General features: G+C 50.0%; 14 protein-coding genes. 2 read left to right on the top strand and 12 right to left on the bottom strand.

Annotated elements, in window-relative coordinates; all coding sequences use genetic code 11:
* Nucleotides 1-167: 167 nt before the first annotated feature.
* Both J2Z18_RS14590 and J2Z18_RS14585 read right to left on the bottom strand, forming a co-directional pair.
* Nucleotides 168-3,362, bottom strand: coding sequence for an alpha/beta hydrolase (locus tag J2Z18_RS14590; RefSeq protein ID WP_007131793.1), 3,195 nt, complete (start codon nucleotides 3,360-3,362; stop codon nucleotides 168-170).
* Complete coding sequence (locus J2Z18_RS14585) at nucleotides 3,349-4,116, bottom strand: ABC transporter ATP-binding protein (protein ID WP_007131792.1); 768 nt, start codon at nucleotides 4,114-4,116, stop codon at nucleotides 3,349-3,351. Before J2Z18_RS14585 ends, J2Z18_RS14590 begins: the two co-directional genes overlap by 14 nt.
* A gap of 196 nt (nucleotides 4,117-4,312) precedes the next feature.
* On the opposite strand from J2Z18_RS14585, the gene J2Z18_RS14580 reads away from it, so the two are divergent.
* A complete protein-coding gene (locus J2Z18_RS14580; protein WP_312889629.1) occupies nucleotides 4,313-4,984 on the top strand; it encodes a response regulator transcription factor in 672 nt (223 codons plus the stop codon).
* Nucleotides 4,981-6,009: a sensor histidine kinase gene (locus J2Z18_RS14575; RefSeq protein WP_007131790.1), complete on the top strand. Its 1,029-nt coding sequence runs from the start codon at nucleotides 4,981-4,983 to the stop codon at nucleotides 6,007-6,009. The genes J2Z18_RS14580 and J2Z18_RS14575 overlap by 4 nt, the downstream gene beginning before the upstream one ends.
* Before the next feature lie 90 nt (nucleotides 6,010-6,099).
* Here J2Z18_RS14575 and J2Z18_RS14570 read toward each other — a convergent pair whose 3' ends face one another.
* The 10 genes from J2Z18_RS14570 to J2Z18_RS14525 form a co-directional block, all read right to left on the bottom strand.
* Nucleotides 6,100-6,537: a MarR family winged helix-turn-helix transcriptional regulator gene (locus tag J2Z18_RS14570; RefSeq protein ID WP_007133286.1), complete on the bottom strand. Its 438-nt coding sequence runs from the start codon at nucleotides 6,535-6,537 to the stop codon at nucleotides 6,100-6,102.
* A 249-nt stretch (nucleotides 6,538-6,786) separates the two neighbouring features.
* Complete coding sequence (locus J2Z18_RS14565; protein WP_210094876.1) at nucleotides 6,787-8,754, bottom strand: DUF2207 domain-containing protein; 1,968 nt, start codon at nucleotides 8,752-8,754, stop codon at nucleotides 6,787-6,789.
* Nucleotides 8,755-8,979: 225 nt separating this feature from the next.
* On the bottom strand, nucleotides 8,980-9,618 hold the full coding sequence (locus tag J2Z18_RS14560; RefSeq protein WP_007128308.1) for a spore coat protein: 639 nt from the start codon (nucleotides 9,616-9,618) through the stop codon (nucleotides 8,980-8,982).
* Between the two features lie 282 nt (nucleotides 9,619-9,900).
* Nucleotides 9,901-11,076, bottom strand: a complete 1,176-nt coding sequence (locus J2Z18_RS14555; RefSeq protein ID WP_210094875.1) for a glycoside hydrolase family 88 protein — start codon at nucleotides 11,074-11,076, stop codon at nucleotides 9,901-9,903.
* Nucleotides 11,077-11,108: 32 nt separating this feature from the next.
* Nucleotides 11,109-13,481, bottom strand: a complete 2,373-nt coding sequence (locus J2Z18_RS14550; RefSeq protein ID WP_210094874.1) for a helix-turn-helix domain-containing protein — start codon at nucleotides 13,479-13,481, stop codon at nucleotides 11,109-11,111.
* Between the two features lie 83 nt (nucleotides 13,482-13,564).
* Nucleotides 13,565-15,274, bottom strand: a complete 1,710-nt coding sequence (locus J2Z18_RS14545) for an alpha-L-fucosidase (RefSeq protein WP_210094873.1) — start codon at nucleotides 15,272-15,274, stop codon at nucleotides 13,565-13,567.
* 10 nt (nucleotides 15,275-15,284) lie between these two features.
* A complete protein-coding gene (locus J2Z18_RS14540) occupies nucleotides 15,285-16,163 on the bottom strand; it encodes a carbohydrate ABC transporter permease (protein WP_210094872.1) in 879 nt (292 codons plus the stop codon).
* 14 nt (nucleotides 16,164-16,177) lie between these two features.
* A complete protein-coding gene (locus J2Z18_RS14535) occupies nucleotides 16,178-17,125 on the bottom strand; it encodes an ABC transporter permease (protein WP_210094871.1) in 948 nt (315 codons plus the stop codon).
* A gap of 112 nt (nucleotides 17,126-17,237) precedes the next feature.
* Entirely contained in the window at nucleotides 17,238-18,845 is a 1,608-nt protein-coding gene (locus J2Z18_RS14530) for a type 2 periplasmic-binding domain-containing protein (RefSeq protein ID WP_210094870.1), read from the bottom strand.
* A gap of 229 nt (nucleotides 18,846-19,074) precedes the next feature.
* Entirely contained in the window at nucleotides 19,075-22,311 is a 3,237-nt protein-coding gene (locus J2Z18_RS14525) for a M60 family metallopeptidase (protein ID WP_210094869.1), read from the bottom strand.
* Nucleotides 22,312-22,644: the final 333 nt, after the last annotated feature.

Here is a 22,644-nt window from a genome sequence, read left to right as displayed (position 1 = left end):
GACTTGTTTATTCTTGTTTAGTCTACAAATGAAAGGCGTATCGGCCATTGCTTCCAAGCGTTATTCGCAGCGCCTGAAGCCCCGCTCTGATATGAGCGAGGCATGGATGGAATACGGCTGGTTAAGTGGCTAAAGGTCCATCATTTCTTCGCTTTCATGACCAACCGCTAGTTGATTACATTAACCTCTGTGTAAGGCGAGTCTGTAGTCGCGAGCAGAGGCTGCGGAATGCCCTTTAAATGATAATCGAAGAACGCTGCCACATATTCCCGTTGAGCGTCAAGCGATTGCTCAGAGTCAGCGGTTCCAATGCTTTGCTGGACCGCAAGCCTGGAAAGGCTTACCTTGCTTGCAAGCTGAGGCAACAGGGACTGATAATCGGTAAAGGTAAAGTGGGCCCCGTTCGGTATGGTCACATCCATTTTCCAACCGCTTGTATGGTTCCAGAACATAGCCCGGTCCTCCGCCGTCAAATGCGAGTCCACATCTCCCTCGTCGTTGAAACCGGAGTTCAACAGCATAAATGGACGATCCAGGCCGTGCTGGGCAACGGGCAGCGGGTGATTGGGCATATGCCCCATCGTACCGTCCATATCGATCCCCGCATCGATTCGCTCGTCCTCATACATCGTTTGCGCAGCCGTCGCTCCCCCGGCAGAGTGCCCATAAATGCCTACCTTGGAAAGATTAAGACTGGCGGCCAAACCTTGAGGCAGCAACTTCTTACCTGCATCCGGATTGCTGCCTGCCCTCATTTCGATCAATTGATCCAGTACAAATCGCACATCATCAACACGGACATCGATCATCTTAAGCACCGTTTCAGCACTGAAAGCCGGCAGCGCCTCCGTTACGACCCGACCGTCGGCAAATTCGACGACTGATGCTTCATGGGTATGATCCAACGTAATGACGACATATCCTCGGCTAGCCATTTCCTGCACCAGGATCGTGCCAAAGCTTCGCGGGATGGAGCCGCCCGGGGAGAAGATGATCACCGGCCAACCTCCCTCATTATCGGCCGCAGGCGCCTCCAGCCATGCGTGGGTATCGATATCGGCCAGATTGACCGTGCCAGGGGTAAGACCGATGGATGGAAGTTCCGCTTGGTCATAATGTTTTGCTGCACCTTCCCGCATATACATGGCCTTTTGTCCGCTTTCTTCCTCGGCAGGGTACCAGATGCTGATCATAAGCTCCCTCGGTCCTTCGTTAACCCAAGGGTCCATTCTGTCCTTATCCATTAAGTGTAGCTCTGTCACGCCGACCGGATATTTCCCCATAGGTGCAGGAATGTGGAGCTGGACGCTTGGCCCCTTTGCGATTTCTTCTTCCTGCGGGACCAGGGCCAGCCATACGAAGATCCCGACAAGTATGATGGCTACTGACATGATCACCAGCACCGAAAGACGGACCCAACGCGGGGTTTCCCCGATGAGAATTTTGCTGACAGAACCTACGGTCAGCACAAAGTAGACCATATAGATCATCATAAACACGCTAATACAGACCAGGACGGGCTCCAGAAGACTGATGCCGCCCAATCCGCCGAACAGCCTCCTTAGCCAGCTGAATACGACAATATAATGTACCACCCCAACGAGCAGCGGCAGCATAAAGATCATAGCGTTCTGCTTAAAGATCGAACCGCTAATCTCGTTATTGCTCACACCGATTCTCCTCAGAACATCGTAGCGGGCCTGATCTCCCGCCGCTTCGGTCAACTGCTTGAAATAAAGGACGCTCCCCGTTGCCAAGAGGAATACAAGTCCCAAAAAGCCAAGGATAAATACATTTAGCGCAGCGCTCTCGATTCCAACGCGATATTCGGCATAATACGACGTCATCTTTGATTCCGGCGTGGCCATGGAGGCAAGCGCATTAGAAGTAGCCCTCGTTGTTTTCTGCCCCTCTACCGTGTAGCCGATATAGTCTACAGAAGGACTCTGCCGCTCGATGGCGCGGTAGGTTTCATCAGCGACCACGACCATTATATCCGGATAGCTCCAGTTCACGATACGTTCGATCGTCATATCGGTAAATGCCAGAGTCAACGGTCGTGAGGGCAGCTCCAAGGTGATCGTCTCTCCGTCATAATCCGACCACTCATGCTCCGTGTACATCGGGCGAATCGCAATCGCCCGGCCGGGCTCCGTCACATCCAGTCGGGGAATGCTGAGCGCTTCCGCAGCCCGGTTATATCCGCTCACGGAGGTGACTTTGATGGGCCGATCGTTAGATGCCATTTGTTTCTTCGATATAATCTCATCGCTCGAAGAATGTCCGTTCAGATGAATAACAGGAATCGTAACCTGCTCGGCCACAGGATGCGCCATATCGCTTCGGATCAGATGGTCGACTTGCTTGTTAAAAGCTTCCTCCTGGCTAACAAACATATAGCTGAAGGGAGCGATCAAACGCGTGGAATGCTCGTAGGTATGGTAAGTACTCAAGCCAAAGCTGAATGCGCACAACGCCAAAGCCGACAAGATGGATATGATGCCGAACGTGCGGGCGTTCCCCTTCATGCGATAGACGAGATTCGACGTAACTACCAAGTTCAACCCCTTATAGTAATAACGTTTACGGCGCTTCGCCAATCGCAGGACAAAAATAATAAGCGATGAAAACAAGAGTCCCGTCCCCGCTATGATCCCGACCGACATCACCCCAAGATTGGTCAGGATCTGCTCATTATTCGCAAACTCGCGAAGTCCGAACCCATAACTGATCGACAGGATGAGGATAGCAGCAAACGCCGAAAGGATGGAAGCCCGCGGTTCCCGCTCCCCTTCCTGTTCCGCACGAAACAGCTCGATCAGCCGGAATCGGTAGATCAGCCTATACGCCTGCACAGAAGTGATCAGAATAATCATCATGAACACGATGATCGTACTGATGACAGCCGGAAAGGAGATCGACATCCCTATATCCACGCTGATGCCGAGCAGCCGGGCCAGGATCATGGTGAAGAGCTTTGACAGAAGAGATCCGGCACCGATTGCCAATGCGAGAACGATTAAACCGATCAGAAGATTTTCATAGAATAGCAAACGGCCGATCGTTCGTTTGGGCAATCCCAGCAGGGCATACAGCCCTACTTCCTTCTTCCGTTTTCTGGAGAAGAATTGGTTGGAATACAGGATAAACACCGACACGAACAAGATTAACACGATCGAAGCAATGAAGAACGTGGACTTCATGCTGCTGGACGACTCGATCGCGTTCATGATTTCCGTACTGTACTGCAGGGAAGCGAAAATATAAAAAATGACGACACTTATAAACATGGAGATGAAATAAACAAAATAATGGCGGAAATTGCCCCGTATGTTTTTCTTAGCCAGATCAAACAGCGTCATTGGCATCTCCTCCCAGCACGTTCAGCACATCCAATATCTTTTTGAACATTTCCTTTCTGGACATGCTTCCCTTGACCAGTTCTGCAAAAATGCCGCCGTCTTTAATAAACATCACGCGGCTGCAATAGCTTGCTGCGTAAGCATCATGCGTGACCATCAGGATCGTGACGAATTCCTGCTCGTTCAGATCCTTCATCGCCTCGAGCAAGTCGGCAGCAGCGCGGGAATCCAAAGCACCCGTCGGTTCATCCGCCAAAATCAGTCTCGGATCGGTCACGATTGCACGGGAAGCAGCCGTTCTCTGCTTTTGCCCGCCGGAGATTTGATACGGGTATTTGTCCATAATATGGCCGATGCCAAAGCGCTCCCCGATCGCTGCCACCCGGCGTTCCGTTTCATCGACGCCCATCCTTGCAAGGGCGAGCGGAAGCACAATATTTTCCTTGACGGTCAGCGTATCTAAGAGATGATAGTCTTGAAAAATAAAGCCCAGCTTCGTTCGGCGAAACTCCGATAATTGTGCTTCATTCATCTGCAGCACGTTCTCCCCGTCGATCACGATGTCTCCAGAGGTCGGCTCGTCGATCGTGGATACGATATTGAGCAGTGTCGTTTTCCCGGAGCCGGATGGCCCCATTATCCCGACAAATTCTCCTTCCTGAACAGTCATATCAATGCCGTACAGCACCGGGATCACATTTCCTTTGACGCCGTACGACTTTTGTAATTGCTGTATTTTAACGAGCTCTTTCATCTGTTCTCCACCTCCAGGTAGTCATTCCCTGGTATCATAACACCGTTTTTAACGAGCAGCCTTACTCCTGACTTACGAAATTCTTGAGCAGGCTTACATTTTTGTAACCTTGTCCAAAGCGATGATGTTTGCTTTCCCTATCAAAGGTATAATGAGATGAAATGACATGAACCGCGCCGGATCGGAGGGATTATATGTGAAGATCATGATCGTGGAAGACGATGCAACGATCAGTGAAATGCTCGGGGAAACCTTGCAGAAATGGGGATTCGAGTCTGTGCTTTGTAACGATTTGGATCGGGTCCAGGAACGTTATGTGGCAGAACAGCCTCATCTGATGCTCTTAGACATCAACCTGCCTGTGTATGACGGTTTCTATTGGTGCAGCCGGATTAGGGAAGTCTCCAATGTGCCGATTATCTTCCTTTCCTCCCGCAATACGCCAATGGATATGGTGATGGCGATCAATATGGGCGGAGACGACTATATACAGAAGCCGTTCTATGATGAAGTACTGATCTCCAAAATCAAAGCGCTGCTGCGCAGAACCTACTCGTATATCGATCCTTTCCCGAATGTAATCGAACATGAAGGCGTGATCCTGAACCTTCATGATGGGAGGCTGTTATCCGGAGAGCAATCAGTGGAGCTGACGAAGAACGAGTTCCGAATCCTGAATCTGTTGATGCAGAGTAAAGGTAGCATCGTCAGCAGAGAAACCATCATGCGCCGTTTGTGGGAGGATGAAAGCTTTGTGGATGACAACACCTTGACGGTTAATATGACGCGAATCCGAAAAAAATTGGATGATCTGGGAATAAGCCGGTTTATCACAACGATCAAGGGTGAAGGGTATATGATCAAATGAGTTTTCTGCGATATTTAGAAGATAAACGTTATGTGATATTATTGGCCGTCGCGCAGATGCTGTTTGCAACCTTAATGATGTTTGTTAGTGCATCCGGAAAATATGATGCCGGAGATATTTTTTACACGCTGCTCGGGTGCTTAATCTTAACCGCCACCTATCTGATCGTTGGATATGCTCGGCGCTATGCACATTATCAAGCACTGGATGAATTGACCGGAAACGATGATGACGATATTGTCGCTGCTGTACCAAAGCCGATCAGTCATGAGCAACAGCTCTACACAGCGTTGGCAAGAAAGCTCCATCAAGCGAAGCTGGACACTATTCGAAAGTACCATGGGGAACGGAAGGACTATCATGACTTTATCATGTCTTGGATTCACGAGGTAAAGCTTCCCATCACGGCTGCCCATCTGCTGATGAGAAACAGTGCCGGCAAATCGGCTGAGGAGCTCGTGAATAAGCTGGAGGATGAAGTGAACAAAATCGATCACTATGTTGAACAAGCGCTCTATTATTCTCGGATCGATTCATTTTCGAGGGATTATTTGATTGCCGAGGTTTCACTGAACCAGATCATGCGAGCCTGTGTCCGCAAGTACGCCAAGCTGTTCGTTGCCAAACGGCTCCGGTTCACCATGTGGGAAGAAGAACACACGGTTCACAGTGACGCCAAGTGGCTTGGATTCATCCTCGACCAAATCATCACCAACGCCTTGAAATATACAAACCAAGGAGGTGCCGTTACCTGTTCCATCGAGGATAATCCGAGCGAGAAGCGGCTTTTGATCCGGGATACCGGCATCGGCATCCTTCCGGAAGATCTCGGAAGAATTTTTGATAAAGGTTTCACCGGATCAACCGGTAGAAATGACGCAAAATCAACGGGATTGGGATTGTACCTGGCCAGCCAGATGGCCATCAAACTGGGACACCGGTTGTCTGCGCGATCCGAACCAGGCCAATATACAGAGCTTGCCATCATCTTCCCTAAATCGCGAAGCATTCATGAAATGATGTAATGTTACTTGCTTCCAATAATGAAGGCATCGTCATAAACCTTTAAAGCCGCCAAGGCCTCCTGAAAGAGACAGGCGGCGTTTTTTTTAACTCTACTTTTTACCCTCCAATTGATTGCTTATCTGGAATAGCTGTTCTGTTAATTCGATTCCGGTTTGTTCTCCGATGATATTGGAGTACCGATCATAGAGGTTAAGCCAAGCTTTCTCGATATCCGGCTGCAGCTCTTTCCCCTTCTCCGTGGAGTAAATCAAGGACATTCTGCCCTTTTGTTCAGCGTACACCAGGCCTTTAGCCTGCAGCTTCTCGATAAAACGGGTCACCGTTGAAGGTGTTATATGCAAAACCTCTCCAAGCTCCTTCTGAGAAATGCCTTGCTTCTCATTCACGGCAATCATCAGGAACGCGTAGGTCGGAGACAAGCCAGTTATGCGAAATTCATCCTCGGCTAGTTTGGTCATGGAGCGGGCCAACTGATTGGCCGTGAAGTATAGACATCCCTTGAGTAAGTGGTCATGAAAGTGTTCCATCTTATACACTCCTTTTTAGTTGTGCATACAAATTATCATTCCACATGACTAGATGTCAAGCCTTTCCACGACCGAAAACGCGCGAGATTGTCCTCTAATCGAAATTTAGATACGAAGAAGACAATAAAAAAAGCCCCTCTGACCAATGTTAGATCAAACGAGGGGCTCCTAAATTGCCAAGATTGATGAATATTGCTGCTTACGAATAAAAGGAAAATACGCTAAAAAGTTCTCGCTTCAGCCTGCAGTTTAATCGCCGCCATCTCCTCCATCGCTGCCGCTGTCGCTGCTGTCTCCGAAAAATCCGCCACCGCTGTCCCCATCCCCACCGTCTCCGCCGCTGCAGCTCCATGAAGACGAGTTGCCAGCCAACCCTTTCCATGACCGTTGAAAGGCAAAATCAAGCGCAACATGCGAAGCGGGATCAAATAGCGGAGAAGCGTGAGGTCGGACATAATCCGGTTGCTTCTTTCGAATACGTGTCAAAAACCTCCGTCCTACGCCGAGCAGAAGCGCCGCTTCCATCATCCGTTCGAGATGAATAGGCTCGCGATCTTCGCTTCTGCCGCCTCTAGCCAGCATTCTGCGATATCGTTTCACCGTGCTCCGGCAGGCTTCCGATCTGCGATCTAATACGACTCCGGGCATAAGTCCGACCAATAGAATCGATAGAAGAACAAAGTCCAAGTATGTATCAACGACCGGGTCGTACATGATTTGAGCACCCATGAAGAAGCAGACGATCAAGAAGGCTATGATATATTTTTTCTGACGCCAACGAATGGAAGCCAGGACGGCTCCGCCTCCCAAAATAAGAATCATTACGCCGATCCATCCCCATGATATAACGTCTGCGATATACAGGTAGGTCAGCAATGTAACATGCACGAGAGCAAGCACGGCGAAGATTATTTTTCTCGGCCTATATACTCCGTACTTTATCGTTTGGCGATTCTCTTGTTCCACGATCTCCCGCCAACGATTGAACCCTGTCTCCAGGCCTTTCAAGCGATTCTTGTAGATGTGCATCGAGCTTTTCTGATGACGTTCTGATTTCGTGGGCCCGGATATGCTGTCCAGTTTCAGAAATTCCGTCCCACGGAACAGCCAGCTCAGAAGATACCGCTCCGATTTCGTCAAGCCGGAACGATTCCCCGCGAATCTGAACTGCGGGCCCTCCTTCGGGGCGCTGTCATCTTGCTGAAACCGCGTTCCCAAATGCTCCATGGAAATATCGAGCATGCCCTTGCGTCGCAGAGCAAACACACTGGCGAGCACATTTTCGCGCCGAAGCTTACCTTTCCTGAAGAGGTAGACCAGACTGCTCGGATCCATATGTTCAATCTCTTCCATGGTTATTCGCCGTCCGTCCCACCATGCTGCGAGCCTGCGAATGGATAGTGCATAAAACACGACACCTGCTATTGCGGCATAAGTCATCCAGCGGCTTACATAAACACCGGCTTCAAGCAGACGATCCCGCTCCACGAATCGGCGTTGAAGCGCCGACTCTTGCTCCAGCCGTTCCGATAGTAGGGAAGAAGACGACGTCGTTTCCAACTCGGGAAGCGCCTCTGCTGGAACAAACACCTTCATCCGCACATGATCCCCCTTCGGCAGAAGCTTGTTTTCGTATCGGGATACTCGTTCGGAAGTCTCCGTAACAGCCCCACCGGAGCGGTCGTAAGCGTAAACGATAACCGGTTCTTGCACAGGCTGCCTTATACGCAGCGTAACCGATACGTTCTGATGCTCCTTGTCGTTATCCTTAAGCAATGACCAATCCAGCTCTCCGCGATCGTCATATTTCACTGCCTCCTTATCAAGCCTGTAGCGATAGTATACCTGCCTGGTTTCATCCTTTGCCTGTACATCGATGAAGTAGGAACCCCTTTTCCATCTTAAGGTGACCGGATACCGCTCTAAACTTTGATAGCCGAAATTGCCTAGTTCTCGATCGACGGGTGGAACATATGCCTCGAAGAACTCGATATTCGCATCCCCGAAATTGTCCATAAATCGCGATATCGAATCGTACTCACCGCTGACAGTATAGGTAAAAAGCTCCTCCACGTACAAGTCACCGTCCGGCAGCAGATCGGCCACGATGTTAACCTGATCGACCGTCAATTTGTTGGTGCCGCCGCAGCCTACGAGAAGAACAACCAGAAGAACCACCGTTGTCAACAACATCACAGATTTCGAGCCTTTACTCATTAAGCCATCCTCCTGTTTCCTTAAAGGACAATCATGGCATACTCCTTTCGAAGGTATAGACAGATTCATTTCATGTTAATGAAAGATTTGCGATCTGGCAAGCATTTTCGATGGCTCCCAGTAACTTCCCGCGATTGCTGTGAAAGGAATTTAATTGAGTTGGAAATGGTAAAAGTTGTCATGTAAAAAGCGCCCTATCCCATTCGAGATAAGGCGCTTGGATCATTAGTGAGGCATTATATTGCCAGGTGTTTGCGGCTGAACCATAGCAGGAGCGTAGCTATTTTGCATTTGCGTCATATCCTGCCGCGGAAGCTGCGGTACCTGATAGTAGCCATGCTTGTTCTGATACAGGGAGATTTCATAAGCCATTTCAATACAGTTTGGCAGCGAATCTGCAAGCACCCGGCGCACGACTGGATTGGTGGATTCCAGGGCGGCATTTGTTTTTACGGTAGCACCGGCTTTAACCGCATTCAGCATGCATTGGGAAATGAACTCATCGTTTATTTCTGCTGTCGACTGCATTGGTTTCTTCGGCTGGGATGGCTTCATCCCGTAAGTAAAGTCATTCCCCTGCTTCATTTTATAGCTTTGGGTCGGTTTGGATGGGTCTTGCCCTGATTTAAAGCACTCCAAGGTGATGTTATATTCATCAGCCATAAATTGCTTCTGGCGCTGCATAATATCCCGAAGCTCCGGATCTTGTACGTGCCCGCTCAGCATCGTATAAGTATCAATCGTATTGATGGCCCCTGCCAACACTTCGTGGACGTCGAACATTTCGTGCCCGCCATGGTTCAATTGCGGAGGAACCATACCGGTTTCAATATTTTGGTGATTTTGCGGCTGTTGGAATTGCATGCATATAACCTCCTCATATTTTAGCCTTATTTCCAATGCATCAACTTGATAGCCGGATTATGGCTTGGGAATGGCTCCTTATCTGCAGTTCAAATATGGAGTCCAAGGTTTATTGTTATAAGAATCGACTTAAGTTATTCAGAGAAAATGCAGCGTGAGCCAAGCGAAGTCAACATGAAGTAATTGATGATTGGATTTGATTGTGCCTGCAACAAAAAAGACGGCCGCCAAATGGCGGTCATTAGCAATTTGTTCGTACTTCTCGGCATCTCGTTCTTTCCTTTACCAGTACATATCCCAATCTTTTAAAACCCTCACCAGCGCTTCAAAATAGAAATAATCTCCCCATATGCAGCATTCGTCGATTCCGTTCCCGAGCGGCTTTCCATACACCGCATGCTGGAGAATGCCGTTGGATTCAGGGAGCGAAGCCGTCGTATATCGATCGGATAAAGACTCCAGGATACGAAGTGCTGCGTTCTCGTACGTTCGGCGCTCCGGATGCGAGAGCGGCAAGTGCTTAGCCAGTTCCAGCATTCCGCATACCGAAATGGTGGCCGCCGAGCTGTCCCTCTCTTCTTCCAGGCCTTCGGTGAATATCAAATCCCAATAACACACATAATCCTCAGGCAGCCGATTCAAAAAGTATTTCGTGACCCGCTCAGCATGATGCAGCAGCGCTTCTTCCCTTGTATATGCATAACTGAGCGGCAAACCATAAATGGCCCAGGCCTGACCGCGCGACCAGCATGAATGATCCGCGTACCCTTGGGACGTTTGCCCAAATCTTGGCTCTCCGCTCTCGACATCCATATAATACGTATGGTACGTTGAGGAATCCTCACGAATCAAATATGCAGCGGATTGCCGGGCATGGCTTATGGCAGCACGTCGATATTTCGGTTTACCGGTTTCTTCAGTCGCCCAATAGAGCAAAGGCAAATTCATGCAACAGTCGATGATCATCCTGCCGCGCTGAGACGGTTGGTCCAGCTTCCCCCAAGCCTGAATGATGCCGGCTTTCTCGAAAAACCGCTCCATCAATAGGTCTGCGGCGGCCAAGGCAACCTGTCTTGCATCTTCGTTCCCGGTCAATTTGTATGCAGCCACGCAGGACAAGGAATACAAAAAACCCAGATCATGCGTCTCCGTTGCGATGCGCTGCTCCACACGCTCCTTGTAGCTGTGGAGTTGATGCTCCGCGGTCGAGCGGTACTTCGCATCACCTGTAACTTCATATGCCAACCACAGCATCCCGGTCCAGAAGGACGAGGTCCATTCCGTGTTGCCGATTGGCTCGTAGATATGATTACGGCTTGCAGGGGACGGAAAACGGTCCGAAAATGTGTCCAAATTTTCATCGATCTTATGCAGCACGAATTCAATGGCGGCTTCGGTCCTTTGACGCGTCCAAGTCGTGGTCACGCCGTATTTTAATGGTTCCTGGATCGCTTCCATGTCTAATTGGCCACTCCTCTTCACGTTCAAGTTTAATGCCCGCTTGCACTCACCCGATATTTGCCGGGTGTTACCCCCTCCAATTTCTTGAATGCCCGGATGAACACGACATCGTTTGTATAGCCGACTAGTTGGGCCAGCTGCGCATTGGTCAGTTCCGATTGCTCCATCAAAGTCTTCGCTTTCTCAATCCTCGCGCGGGTAATATAGTCGGTGATATTGCATTGATTCATCTTCTTAAAGAAACTCGAGATATATTGCGGCGTCATGCCGAAATGGTCGGCAATCATGCCAAGTCCTAGATTATAGTCAGTTAAATTCCGGTCGATGAATACCATCAAATCCTGCTGCAGCTGGATGCTGTGATCGCTGTGCTCCGTATGAAAGAGACGGGACAGCTTTTCATACAACCGCTTGGTCTCGGTATGCATTTCATCGCTTGTGGAACAACCGAATATGTGTTTTACGGGATCAAAGCTCGGGCCTAGAAGGCTTTCATGATCCGTGTTCGTCAAATTCAGTATTTTCAGAAATGTGCTGATAATGTTGAAGAACAAGCATCTTCCCAGCTCAGGGGTCATTCCCGATGAATTAAAATTCATCGTATAAATATTGTCCAGCAGCTTAGCGACGTTTTCCGTATCTCCGCTTCTCACATGGTTGACAAGCTGCGTCTCGAATTCGATCGGATAGTAATAATGATGCTTAATGTCCCGTACATGCCCGAAGTGAATGATTGAATTTCTACCGCTGAACATCCGGTAATCCAGGGCTGCCATTGCTTCCAGATAAGCGCTGCCGATGGTTCCGTTTCCTGTGTGTACGCTGCTGACGGCGATCGTCACGGAAATATGAAAACGGTCCTCCAAGACCCGAAGCAATCGTTCTGCGATCTCATGAAGGAAGAGTCCTGTTTCCACCTCTTCAACCGGATGGAAATTGATCAGGATCGCTACCCGATCGCGTTCCAGATCGACAGCGAATCCCTGATGTCCCGAATTTGCAATATCCGTGCCGATATTCGAGATGATAAACCGAATTTGCGTCCAGTCTTGCTCGGATGGCTCTGGTGACAGCCTTGTAATATTCACTGCTTGAACAATGATGACTGCAAACTTGTCGGACGCGAAGTGTATACCCATCGTCGCTAATGACGGCCCCCCGTGATCGCCCGCATGTTCCGGATCAATGTATCCCCGAATGAGCCTTGACAGAAAATCGGCACGGATGACAGGCGTCTGCCTGAACAATCGCTCTCTCAGATGCCGCTGCTCAACGAGCGAGCCTTCGATCGTTTGCAAAATAAAATCATATTCGTTTGCGGCCGGCTTATCCTGAACCGGCTTTCCTTGAAGTATGGCATCAACCACCCGTTTGACGGGACTATATTGTCGGTATGCAAACCAACAAGCAATGGCCGCCCCCGCGACAAGCGATACGACTAACACCGTGAGCGCCATTCTCTTTAGCTGCGATACTCGTTCCATAACGCTGTCCATCGGCATGACGGACACATAATGCCAGCCAGCTTCCTTGGATTCCGTAAAGGTTATCATGCTGTCCGTGCCATTTAATGTAGTTTTAAACAATCCCGATGGACCAGCCAGCTTTTCCGTCACCTGTAATGACAGCTCCGAGCCAGAGGAGCTTGCGATCACGCCCTGTTCCTTGTCGAGGATATAAATCTCGCTGTCGTTCGCGGACTCGATTTGCCGGAACATCTCCTGAAGCTGCTGCCCATCGATCATGATCACAAGCGTTCCGCGGATATTGGAAACTTCATGGAACGGAAGGGACTGCGCATAAGTGATGACATCCGCCGGGTTGCCATTTGCTTGATTCGGGTCCTGCAGCAGCACATTGGAGGGCAAGAAAGCCTTGTTGTGGTAGCTGCCGAGCAACGTCCGCTTCCAAGTTTCAAATTCCATATGCTCAAACCGATAATACTTGTCGTAGAAGGTTCTTGCATCCGTCCGCATTCCCGGCTTTAGAATGACGTCTCCCGCTTGCAGATGAACATAATAGTCCTTCACGAATCCGCTTACAAAAGATTGATAGCGGTTCAAGTAATCGCGGACGAATTCTACCTGGCGATACGCCCCGGCTGGATCTTGCCTATCAAGATTCAGCAAATGAGCCAGCTTCGGGTTAAACATGATTTGTTTGGCCAAAATATCCACTTCTTTAAGCTTGCTGTCCATTGAAAGCCGCAGCTGCTCCAGCATTGCCGAATTTGAACGCTCCACATTGTTTTCCATCACGTTTTCCACCCGTCCATATAGAAAAAGCCCCACGGTCATAGGCAATAACAGGATGAGCATGTACGAAACGATCATGGTTTTCAAGACGCGTCCCCGGCTGCTCCTCTTTCGCTTGCCGGGAATAAAGCCGGGTATCGAGATCATGGGCATTCCTCCAAGAAAATGTATGGAAACCTATTTCTTGAATCCTTCGCCAAACGGACTAGCAATCCCTTTAATAAGTCCGGTCATCCAATGAGAGGAACCAATCGAACCGAACGAAGCTTCACGGCTGCCGCCTGCCAAATTTCCGGTCCGAAAGGCTTCGGTTTCGCAAGCTTGGTTGATAAGGTCAACGCATACGTACCCGGATCCTCAATTACGATCCGTCCGACAGATGAATGAACCTCGGTGTACGGATGCTGACAGGATATGGAGTCGTTGACGACCTTATCCTCTTGGGGAATACATGAGATCGTCTGCCCTGCCGCCCGTACGGTGACCTCATGATCGTATTCCTTTTCCCAAACGGCACCGGATTTTTTGAAATTAACAAGCATGACTTCGTAAATGCCGGAAGATGAGGCCTTAAAGCTCCACCGTGCCTCGTTCATCTCGCTCCCGGTCGTTATCTCTGACAGTACAAGATCCAGCTTAATGGAGCCATTCGCCTGTTGGATAAACCCCCGATCTACATCGATCTTGCCCTCGACTTCCAATGCAATAACCGATACATGGTCTTCCGGGGGATGCTTGGGCAGTCGGATCCGCATCGCGTGATGGTCCGTTTCCGGTTGATAGCTCTGGTGCACGGGAAGACTGCTTGTCGTCGGGTCCGTGAGCAGATATGCATGTTTAACCGTATTTCTCACCCCGTTCAATGCCAGTTCTCCCTCTGGCCAATAACGGTTGTATACATGAAGGAAGAGAATATCTTCTTTAACCGTAACCGCTCCCCACTCCAGCTCATAAGGGAACGGGCTTGCGCTCGTACCGTAGACCGCCTCTCCATTTCGAGCAAGCCATTCGCCAACTTCCTTCAGGCGCAAAGCGGATTGTTCCGGAATTATTCCTGTTTCCGTAGGGCCGACATTGAGCAGCAGATTCCCTCCCTTGCTTACGATATGCACCAACTTTCGGATCAAAGCATCCGTCGATTTCCACACTTGATCCTTGGTGCTGTACCCCCACGATTGATTTAGGGTCATCGGCGTTTCCCATTCCCTCGTTTCCTCGCCATACATCGGGATTTCGTTATTGCCCTTGGATTGGTAATCACCAAAATCAGGCCAATGGCTCACTCTGCTGTTAATCAGGCAATCGGGCTGAAGCTCACGAATCATGTTGACCATCGCTTCGCTCTCCTTCTTCGACAATCCCCCGGATGTATCGAACCAGAGCAGTCCGACGGGGCCGTATTCCGTCAGCAGCTCGCGCACTTGCCCCTTTGCTTTATGGTTCCAATAACTGAAGAACGCCTTCTTCTCCAGCTCATAGTCCCACAGATTGTTAAATGTATCGTGAAGCGCATGCGGATGATGCCAATCAATCACATGAGAATAGTAGAAGCAGAGCCTGATTCCTTCCTCCCTGCAAGCTTCGGACAGTTCCTTCAACGGATCCCGGCCGAATGAAGAAGCATCAACAATATTGAACGGGTCCGTCCGCGAGTGGTACATGGCGAAGCCATCGTGGTGCTTGGCCGTGATGACGATATATTTCATGCCGGCCCTTTTGGCACATTTCACCCAAGCTTTGGCATCAAACTGTGTCGGGTTGAATTCCCCGGCAAGCTTCTCATATTCCTTTACCGGAATTTTGTCAGCATACATCACCCACTCTCCTTTGCCGAGCAGCGAATACACCCCCCAGTGGATGAACATGCCGAATTTGGCATCCTTCCACCACTGCATCCGGTTCTTGCTTTCCGCTACGATATCTAATGATGAATCAGCCATCGTTCTCCTCCTATTCCTTAATGGCGCCGATCAAGACACCTTTGACGAAGTATTTTTGCAAAAACGGATACAGAAGCAGTATCGGTAATGTGGACACGATGATCGTTGCATATTTAATCGTGTCCGCGATCGCCATCCGGTCCCCGGAGGCTTCCGTCATCATGTTGTCCGTCGTATTGGTTATGAGAATTTCCCGGAGCACAAGCTGGAGCGGGAATAACTCCCGGTCCCGCAGGTAGATGAGCGCCCCGAAATATGAATTCCAGTGTCCCACGGCATACCATAGAATCATTACGGCGATAACGGGCATGGACAGGGGGATAATGATTCGGAACAGAATGATCAGGTCGTTCGCACCGTCGATTTTCGCTGATTCCTCAAGACTTATCGGTACGGACTGAAAGGCAGTCCGCATAATGATCATATTAAATGTCCCGATCATCCCTGGGATGAGCATCGCCCAGATCGTGTTCAGCATTCCCAGGTTATTGATCAGAAGATAAGTCGGGATCAGGCCGCCGCCAAAAAACATGGTAATGACGATCAACATCATCAATAGATTTTTAAAGTACAAATTTCTGCGGGACAACAAGTATGCGCCGATCGCCGTGGCCACCAGATTGATGGCTGTTCCCGCCGCAACGTAGATCAGCGTGTTCCGATACCCCGTCGTAATCATCGGATTGTTAAACACCGCCTTATAGGCTTCGAAGTTGATATCAAGCGGCGTGAACAGCAGCCCTCGGTGCTGGGCCAACGAAGCGGGATCGCTGAACGAAGCAAAGGCAACGTACACGAATGGATATAAGGTGACGAAGCAGAGACCGGTTAGAATCAACGCATTGAACCAGACGAATATGGTCTCTCCGGCGGTTCGTTTATTAGCCATAACCGCCCCCCTCTCTACCAGAGTTTATGTTCGCTGACCCGCTTGCTGATCGAGTTCGCGAGTACAAGCAGAATGAAGCTGACCACCGAATTAAATAAACCTACAGCCGTCGTAAAACCGTAATCCGTCTCCAGAACCCCTCGCCGATACACAAAGGTCGAGATCACGTCAGCCGTTTCATAAGTTAGCGGGCTGTACATCAGCAATACTTTTTCGCTGCCAACGCTAAGCATGGAGCCCATATTTAAAATAAAAATAATAATGATCGTCGGCAGCATCCCAGGCAGCGTTATGTGCAGCATCTGTTTCCAGCGGCCAGCGCCGTCCATCTTGGCTGCTTCGTAAAGGGTCGGATCAATGGTTGCGATGGCGGCAAGATAAATGATTGATCCCCAGCCTACGCCTTGCCAAATGCCGGACCCGACATATAGCGTACGGAACCATCCGGCCTCGCTCATGAACGGAATCGATTCGATGCCGAAAAAGCCCAGTATCTGATTCACCAAGCCATCTCTTGCGAGGAAATCGAACATGATCCCTGTAACCACGACGATGGATACGAAATGCGGCAAATACGATATCGTTTGAACTGTACGCTTAAACAGCCGGCTGCGGATTTCATTCAGCAGCAGGGCAAGGATAATCGGTGCCGGAAACGCGAAGATGAGCTCATAAACATTGATCAGCACGGTATTGCGCAGAAGGCGTTCGAAATAATAGCTGTTAAAGAAATTGCGAAAATGCTCAAATCCGATCCACTCGCTTCCCCAAATGCCGTCCGCGATACTGAAATCTTTGAAAGCCATCAATAGACCGTACATCGGTCCGTAGTGGAAGACGGCATAGTATAGAATAACGGGAAGCGCCAGTATGTAGACGTATTTGTTCCGTCTTAAATCTTTCGCAATCGTTGTCCATTTCCCTTTGCGAGACTCGAAGGGATGTTCCCGTGCAGCAGACAATCGGATTCCTCCCTCCAACTTTTATTTATTGTGCCGCACCAAGAGCGACGGGAACTGCATATTTTCCGCCGCTCTACGGCGGTTAGCCTTTAATCTTTTGCCTTATTGCTTCCTACCGCTTACCGTAACGCTCCAAGGCGTTCTGCTGGATTTCCAGGGCTTCCGCTAGACCCATGGATTCAATGGTTTTCACATACTTATCGAACTGATCCAATGGCTCGGCGCCCATGACGAATTTCAAGTACATCTCGTCCTTGTACGTGTTAATGTCTGTCATAATTGAAGCATAGCGGCTGCTCTCGGCTTGAGTCGGCGTTGTGCGCGGCATTTTCTTTTCCATGGTCGGCTCAGCCCAGATGATCTTGGACTCCAACTGATCAGGCTCGGTCGTATATTGCTCATCGAAACGAATATCGAGCATGAACGGCCCGCTGAAGGTTGCTCGGTTATGCTTGGACATGGATTGGATCACTGGCAGTCCGGAAGGATCATTTAATACTTCGGGTTTGAATTTGGGCTTGCCGTCTTCCATCGTATAGCTGACGCCCTCTTTTCCGAAGTTAAATAACAGGGTCCCTTCCTCGGAGTAGCCGTAATCCAGCCACTTTACGGTTTCGATCGGATTTTTGTTGCTGGTCGTGATCGCCGCCCCGATTCCGTTAAATGCATAGTCCTTGTAACCCCAGATTTGCTTGTCGCCTTTGTTCATCACAGGGTAGGGCGCTGCCACCAATCTGAAATTCGGATCTTTATCCTTCATGAGCGTTCCATACTTGCCGATCCCACTGCCGGTGTATAGAATCGCTGATCCGATTTGCCCGCCGGTAATTTTGGCCTCCAGCATTTTCTCATCGGTCGTCGCAAAGTCTTGATCGAGTAAGCCTTCCTTGTACCACTGGTTCATGAGTGTCAGGAACTCCTTGAACCTCGGGTCAGTCGGGCCGTATTTAACCTGTCCTTCCTCTTGATAAAATCCGGCGTTAATTCCCCACGCTCCGAGAAAAGCGGTCGTTGTATCGACATCTCCCTTCGTCAGATATAGTGGGATCTCATCCGCTTTGCCATTGCCGTTCGGGTCTTGTTCCTTAAAGGCCTTCAACACGTTGTACCATTCATCAATCGTCGTCGGCATCGAAAGCCCCAGCTTATCGAGCCAATCCTGCCGGATCGTCGGTCCGAGAAATACCTTAAGCTTGTCGTCGGTACGCAGGAACGGGAACACGTATATGCTGCCGTCATCGGTCATAATTTCCTTCTTCCACTCCGGATGCTCCTCGAGCACCTTCTTAAAGTTTGGTGCATGCTGGTCGATCAAATCATTGAGTTTGATGATTTTGCCATCCTTGATCGCCTTCTCCGGTCCCCCAGGATAGCCGGCCCAAGAATATTCGATCACATCCGGAAGCTTATCCGAGGTCATCATGAGGTTAAACTGCTCCGTGGCTTGCTGGCCCTGCGGAGGATGCTGAAAGTCCACTTTCACTCCGGTTAAACTCTCCAATTCCTTATAAGCCTCGATTTCGTTGTAACTCTTCATCGTAGCGGACACCTGGCTAACGATTTGCACCCAATACGTCAGTTCCGATAGAACCGGAGGGGATTCCGGGTCCAACGTTGCCTGCGGTTGTTCCTTGGCACTGCCTCCGCAGCCTGCCGCTGTCATGGACATGGTGGCGGCAAGCAAAACAATCCAGAATACTTTAAGCCTGTTGACCTTCATTATCTTTGCCTCCCTTTTCATTTGCTTGTTGTGCGGATTTCTGGTTTGTTAAGCACCACCTTACAGAACATTTTGGCGATTGAACACCGCCGTATTTTCTAATTGTGCAGTATATTTTTAAAGCAGTACATTGTCTAAATTTAATCTTGGACTGATTTATTTCATGATGGACGGTCACTACAGAAATAAAGGGCGGCCGAAACGGCCGCCCTTTGCAAATTATAAGCTGCTATGAAGCCGAGACTTGGTTTCGGATGTAGTCCATGTCTCCAAGAAGCAGATCCGCAAAACCGGAATCGATATGCTTGCCCCGTTGTGCTTTGATGGCGTTCTCCAGCGAAGTGAGCGCTTCATCGGCTCCTTCGCTTCCAGGAGGATGCTGCTGGAGATCTGCAATTTTGGCCAATAGGCTTAGCGTGATGCCGTGATTATCAATCCAGCCCTTCTCTTCCCCTGCTCTCACGATATCGTCGAGCTGTTCCTGATCGACAACAACTACGATCGGATATTCACGAACCGTGACATTCCCGGCCGCATCTTCTGCCGTTATACGAAGAATATGCGGTCCGGCTGTCAGCGTTAATGGCTCTCTTACCAGTGTTTCGGAAGCTTCCTTGCCATCCAGCTCCAAGCTAAAGTCCGATACGCCGCTTAATGTGTCCGTGATTTGAGGCGAAATGGTTACACGCTCGGTTTGGTATACGGACTGTGGCACATTTGCCTTTATTTCCGGTCCGCTCCGATCAATCCTCACTGTCTTGGAGGTTTCGTCACTTGTCACGCCAGACAAAGCGGCCATTCGGGCATATACGGTTGTCTCTCCCTCTGTTTCCAAGAGTATGGGAGCCGTATAATTCGTCCATGTGCCTTTGGATCCTAGCTTAAATTGGCTCCGCATGCCTGCAGCTTCAGCTTCCGGAGTCATCGCGATGGAGACCTGCACCGAGTCACGGTTCCATTCGGTTTCCGAATCGACCTTGATTTCTGGTGGGTCTTTAAGCGAATGCGTCTCCCTCAAGCGCCACAATTCCTGCGCAGGGGACGGTAAGTTCAACGCCTCGATGCGGGATTTAACCTCCGCTTTGGAATACGGCAGCGCCCACTTATCGAAGAACTCCGTCAGATTCTCTCCTGCCGTAATGGATGCCATCACGACAAACGTATCGATCTCTTCCTGGTTCGTCGCAGGCAGCTGCGATGCCGGCAGCTCTCGGTACGCCTTATGAAGGTCAGCGTAAAAGTCCCATCCATAAGCCAAGGAAAGCTGGCGGAACATCACGAGATAGCCGAAGAGATCCAGCTGGCCGGAAGCACCGAACGACTTACCTGGAAGATCGCTTTCCATATATTCAAACGCTAAATCATAGAAGTCCTTTCCATCGGCATTGCGAATCAATAAGTTGCTGCTGTTGCCGAATTTCTCCTGAACGTAAAGGGAGTAAATATTAACCGTGATTTCACCTGTTACGTTCCAGTTCCAGGCTCCTTGCTGATATTCATGGCCCGTCTCGTGCCAGAAGCCCCATCCTCCCTGTGTAACTCGAGATATGTCCACGGCGTGGCCCGCTGAAGGATCGATGTGAAACATGATCGGATAGCCCGCATGCATGTAACCAGCACTAATCTGTCGATCCGCAACATAACGGAACGGAAGGTCTATACTTTTGTGCGGCAGCGGTTGATCCGGGGAAAGCCCCGCAACTTCCTCTGTGTAGTCCACGATCGCATCCCACTTCTCCACTAATTGCTGTGGATCTTCTAGCTGCCTGATATACTCGGACGGCAGCGTCAAGATCACCCTGCGTCCCTGAAGCTCCGACCAGGGGGCGGGATGATGCCGAATCGTATCTTCCCATTCGGCCTTAGAGGTCTCGCCAAGGATATAATGCGGTGCGCGAACTCCGCCGCTGATTTCAATATCCTTCGCAACGCCAGGCTGAGGCTTGGTTGGAATCAAGTAAATCAAACCGCCAAAAGTACTGCGAATCCGATTCTCACCCGGAGAGAGGGTCTTTCGCTGCGTTATGACCGGTGGTCGTTCCCATTCCGTTTTACTTGTCAGATTGTCCGTGTGCGCCCCAACCTGAACGTCTAGATGCTGAGTGCCTTCGGGGACGCGAACCGTTACCCATTCTCCGGCCGGCGCGTACAGCCCTGTACTAATCCAATTTTTAGGAACCGTCCCTTGACGCAAATAGTCAAAGGTTGAATAATCAAAATTCACGTGGACGGATTGTCCCGTCACACGAGGGGCCTCTGCTGGAACGGCTCCGGGGAATTGATCGGCATAAGGGGATTTGGGGGCCGTCAGGTCATTTCCGATCCGTCCCAATTGAAACGCTAATAATGCGCTCGTATAGGGCGCTTTGGAACGGTCGAGCGGAAACGTAAGATTGGATTCCAAATCGCTCGCATCCTGCTCGATCACGGCATACAGCGGACTCTGCGGAGTGATGCTGCTGACGGTTCCACCGGTCACCGAAGCGATGACCTGCAGCTTCTTATCCGCGCCGGCACCAGGCCGCCCGACGTTTACCTGATCCGGTGACAGAGTCCCGGCCTCAATTGCTTCGGCCTGTTCCAGCAGCTTTTGCGAATGATAATTGGCGGATTGCTCCGGTGTCAATTTGGGCAGGGTTTCCGTTCGAGTCGATGCCGTATTGTTCATCAGACCAAGACCCATCCGGTTCAATAGGCGCTGCACCGGGTAATCCTCACTGAGCTTGCCTGAAAGTCCCTGATATTCATTCCCAAGAAAGACATGCGGATATTGTTCCATCACCCATCCCTTTAAGGGGACAACGACATGACCTCCTTGCGCGACGTAATTCTCGACGGCGTCGACCTCGCTATCCTTCAGCGTCCCGTCAACATAAGCTACGGGGTAGCGGGACGGATCCAACTGCTCCGGCGTGAATTGGTCCAATCGGACCAAATCGATCGGTACATCGGTTTCGATGGAATAATTCTTCCACGTTGCGGACAACATGGGCAATCGACCTTTGCCTTCCAATGCCTCCTGATAGGTCAACGTCTCGGAATCCTCCGTCAACCACAGAAGAATGTTGCGGGCAACCGTTGTCCGCTCATCGGTAATATCAGAAGTGAACTTGAAATAGGAATCATCGCCTGCAACGACGACTTTGCCCTTTCCGTAGCGGGCAGCTGCTAGTATCGGCGTCGTGTCGGGGTTGACCGCCAGAACGAAGGCTTGATCTCCGATAGCAGCGACGCCGCCGTTATAGGTGGCTGATACTGTCGGATAACCGGTCAGATCCTTATAAATCACATCAAGGTCATGCTGGGTCGCCTTTCTCACGTCGGTATTGGCGCCTAATAATTGTACATCAGCTTGCCCTGTCATGACCTCCGCAGCCGTCAGCGTTTTTCCTGCCGTCGGAACGGCTGCAAGCGCGCACGCAACTGCCAACAACAGCTTCAACCGCTTCTTGGTGTGAAAAACCATTAACCATTCAACTCCTTTGCCGTCAAATTTATCAAAGCAATGATGAAACTAAACCTTCCTCCTTCTCACCTCACCTTCGGATCTTTTTTCGATACAACCCAACTATAAAACGGCCGCCCGCTGCTCCCAACCGTCTATTTTTAAGATCCAACTGTATTTTCTCTGATCGGCACTGATCTTTTTTAATATTGAATGGCATAAAATTAACAGGGAACCATTCGAATTTGTTCACAAACACAATCAGAACCACCCGTCAAACGGGTGGTTTGCTCTTGGGGTATAACCCCTTGTTGCCAAACTGCGCCTAAAGACGCTAGCCTGACAATAAAATTG

Source organism: Paenibacillus lactis, from assembly GCF_017873605.1.
Taxonomy (GTDB): domain Bacteria; phylum Bacillota; class Bacilli; order Paenibacillales; family Paenibacillaceae; genus Paenibacillus_AQ; species Paenibacillus_AQ lactis.
Note: the sequence above shows the minus strand (reverse complement) of the source record. Positions and strands in the feature narration are given on the sequence as shown.

Coding starts and splice junctions, on each gene's coding strand:
- J2Z18_RS14560 (WP_007128308.1), bottom strand. CDS start 9,618: ATGCAATTCCAACAGCCGCAAAATCACCAAAATATTGAAACCGGTATG.
- J2Z18_RS14570 (WP_007133286.1), bottom strand. CDS start 6,537: ATGGAACACTTTCATGACCACTTACTCAAGGGATGTCTATACTTCACG.
- J2Z18_RS14585 (WP_007131792.1), bottom strand. CDS start 4,116: ATGAAAGAGCTCGTTAAAATACAGCAATTACAAAAGTCGTACGGCGTC.
- J2Z18_RS14575 (WP_007131790.1), top strand. CDS start 4,981: ATGAGTTTTCTGCGATATTTAGAAGATAAACGTTATGTGATATTATTG.
- J2Z18_RS14590 (WP_007131793.1), bottom strand. CDS start 3,362: ATGACGCTGTTTGATCTGGCTAAGAAAAACATACGGGGCAATTTCCGC.
- J2Z18_RS14525 (WP_210094869.1), bottom strand. CDS start 22,311: ATGGTTTTTCACACCAAGAAGCGGTTGAAGCTGTTGTTGGCAGTTGCG.
- J2Z18_RS14555 (WP_210094875.1), bottom strand. CDS start 11,076: ATGGAAGCGATCCAGGAACCATTAAAATACGGCGTGACCACGACTTGG.
- J2Z18_RS14550 (WP_210094874.1), bottom strand. CDS start 13,481: ATGATCTCGATACCCGGCTTTATTCCCGGCAAGCGAAAGAGGAGCAGC.
- J2Z18_RS14565 (WP_210094876.1), bottom strand. CDS start 8,754: ATGAGTAAAGGCTCGAAATCTGTGATGTTGTTGACAACGGTGGTTCTT.
- J2Z18_RS14545 (WP_210094873.1), bottom strand. CDS start 15,274: ATGGCTGATTCATCATTAGATATCGTAGCGGAAAGCAAGAACCGGATG.
- J2Z18_RS14540 (WP_210094872.1), bottom strand. CDS start 16,163: ATGGCTAATAAACGAACCGCCGGAGAGACCATATTCGTCTGGTTCAAT.
- J2Z18_RS14530 (WP_210094870.1), bottom strand. CDS start 18,845: ATGAAGGTCAACAGGCTTAAAGTATTCTGGATTGTTTTGCTTGCCGCC.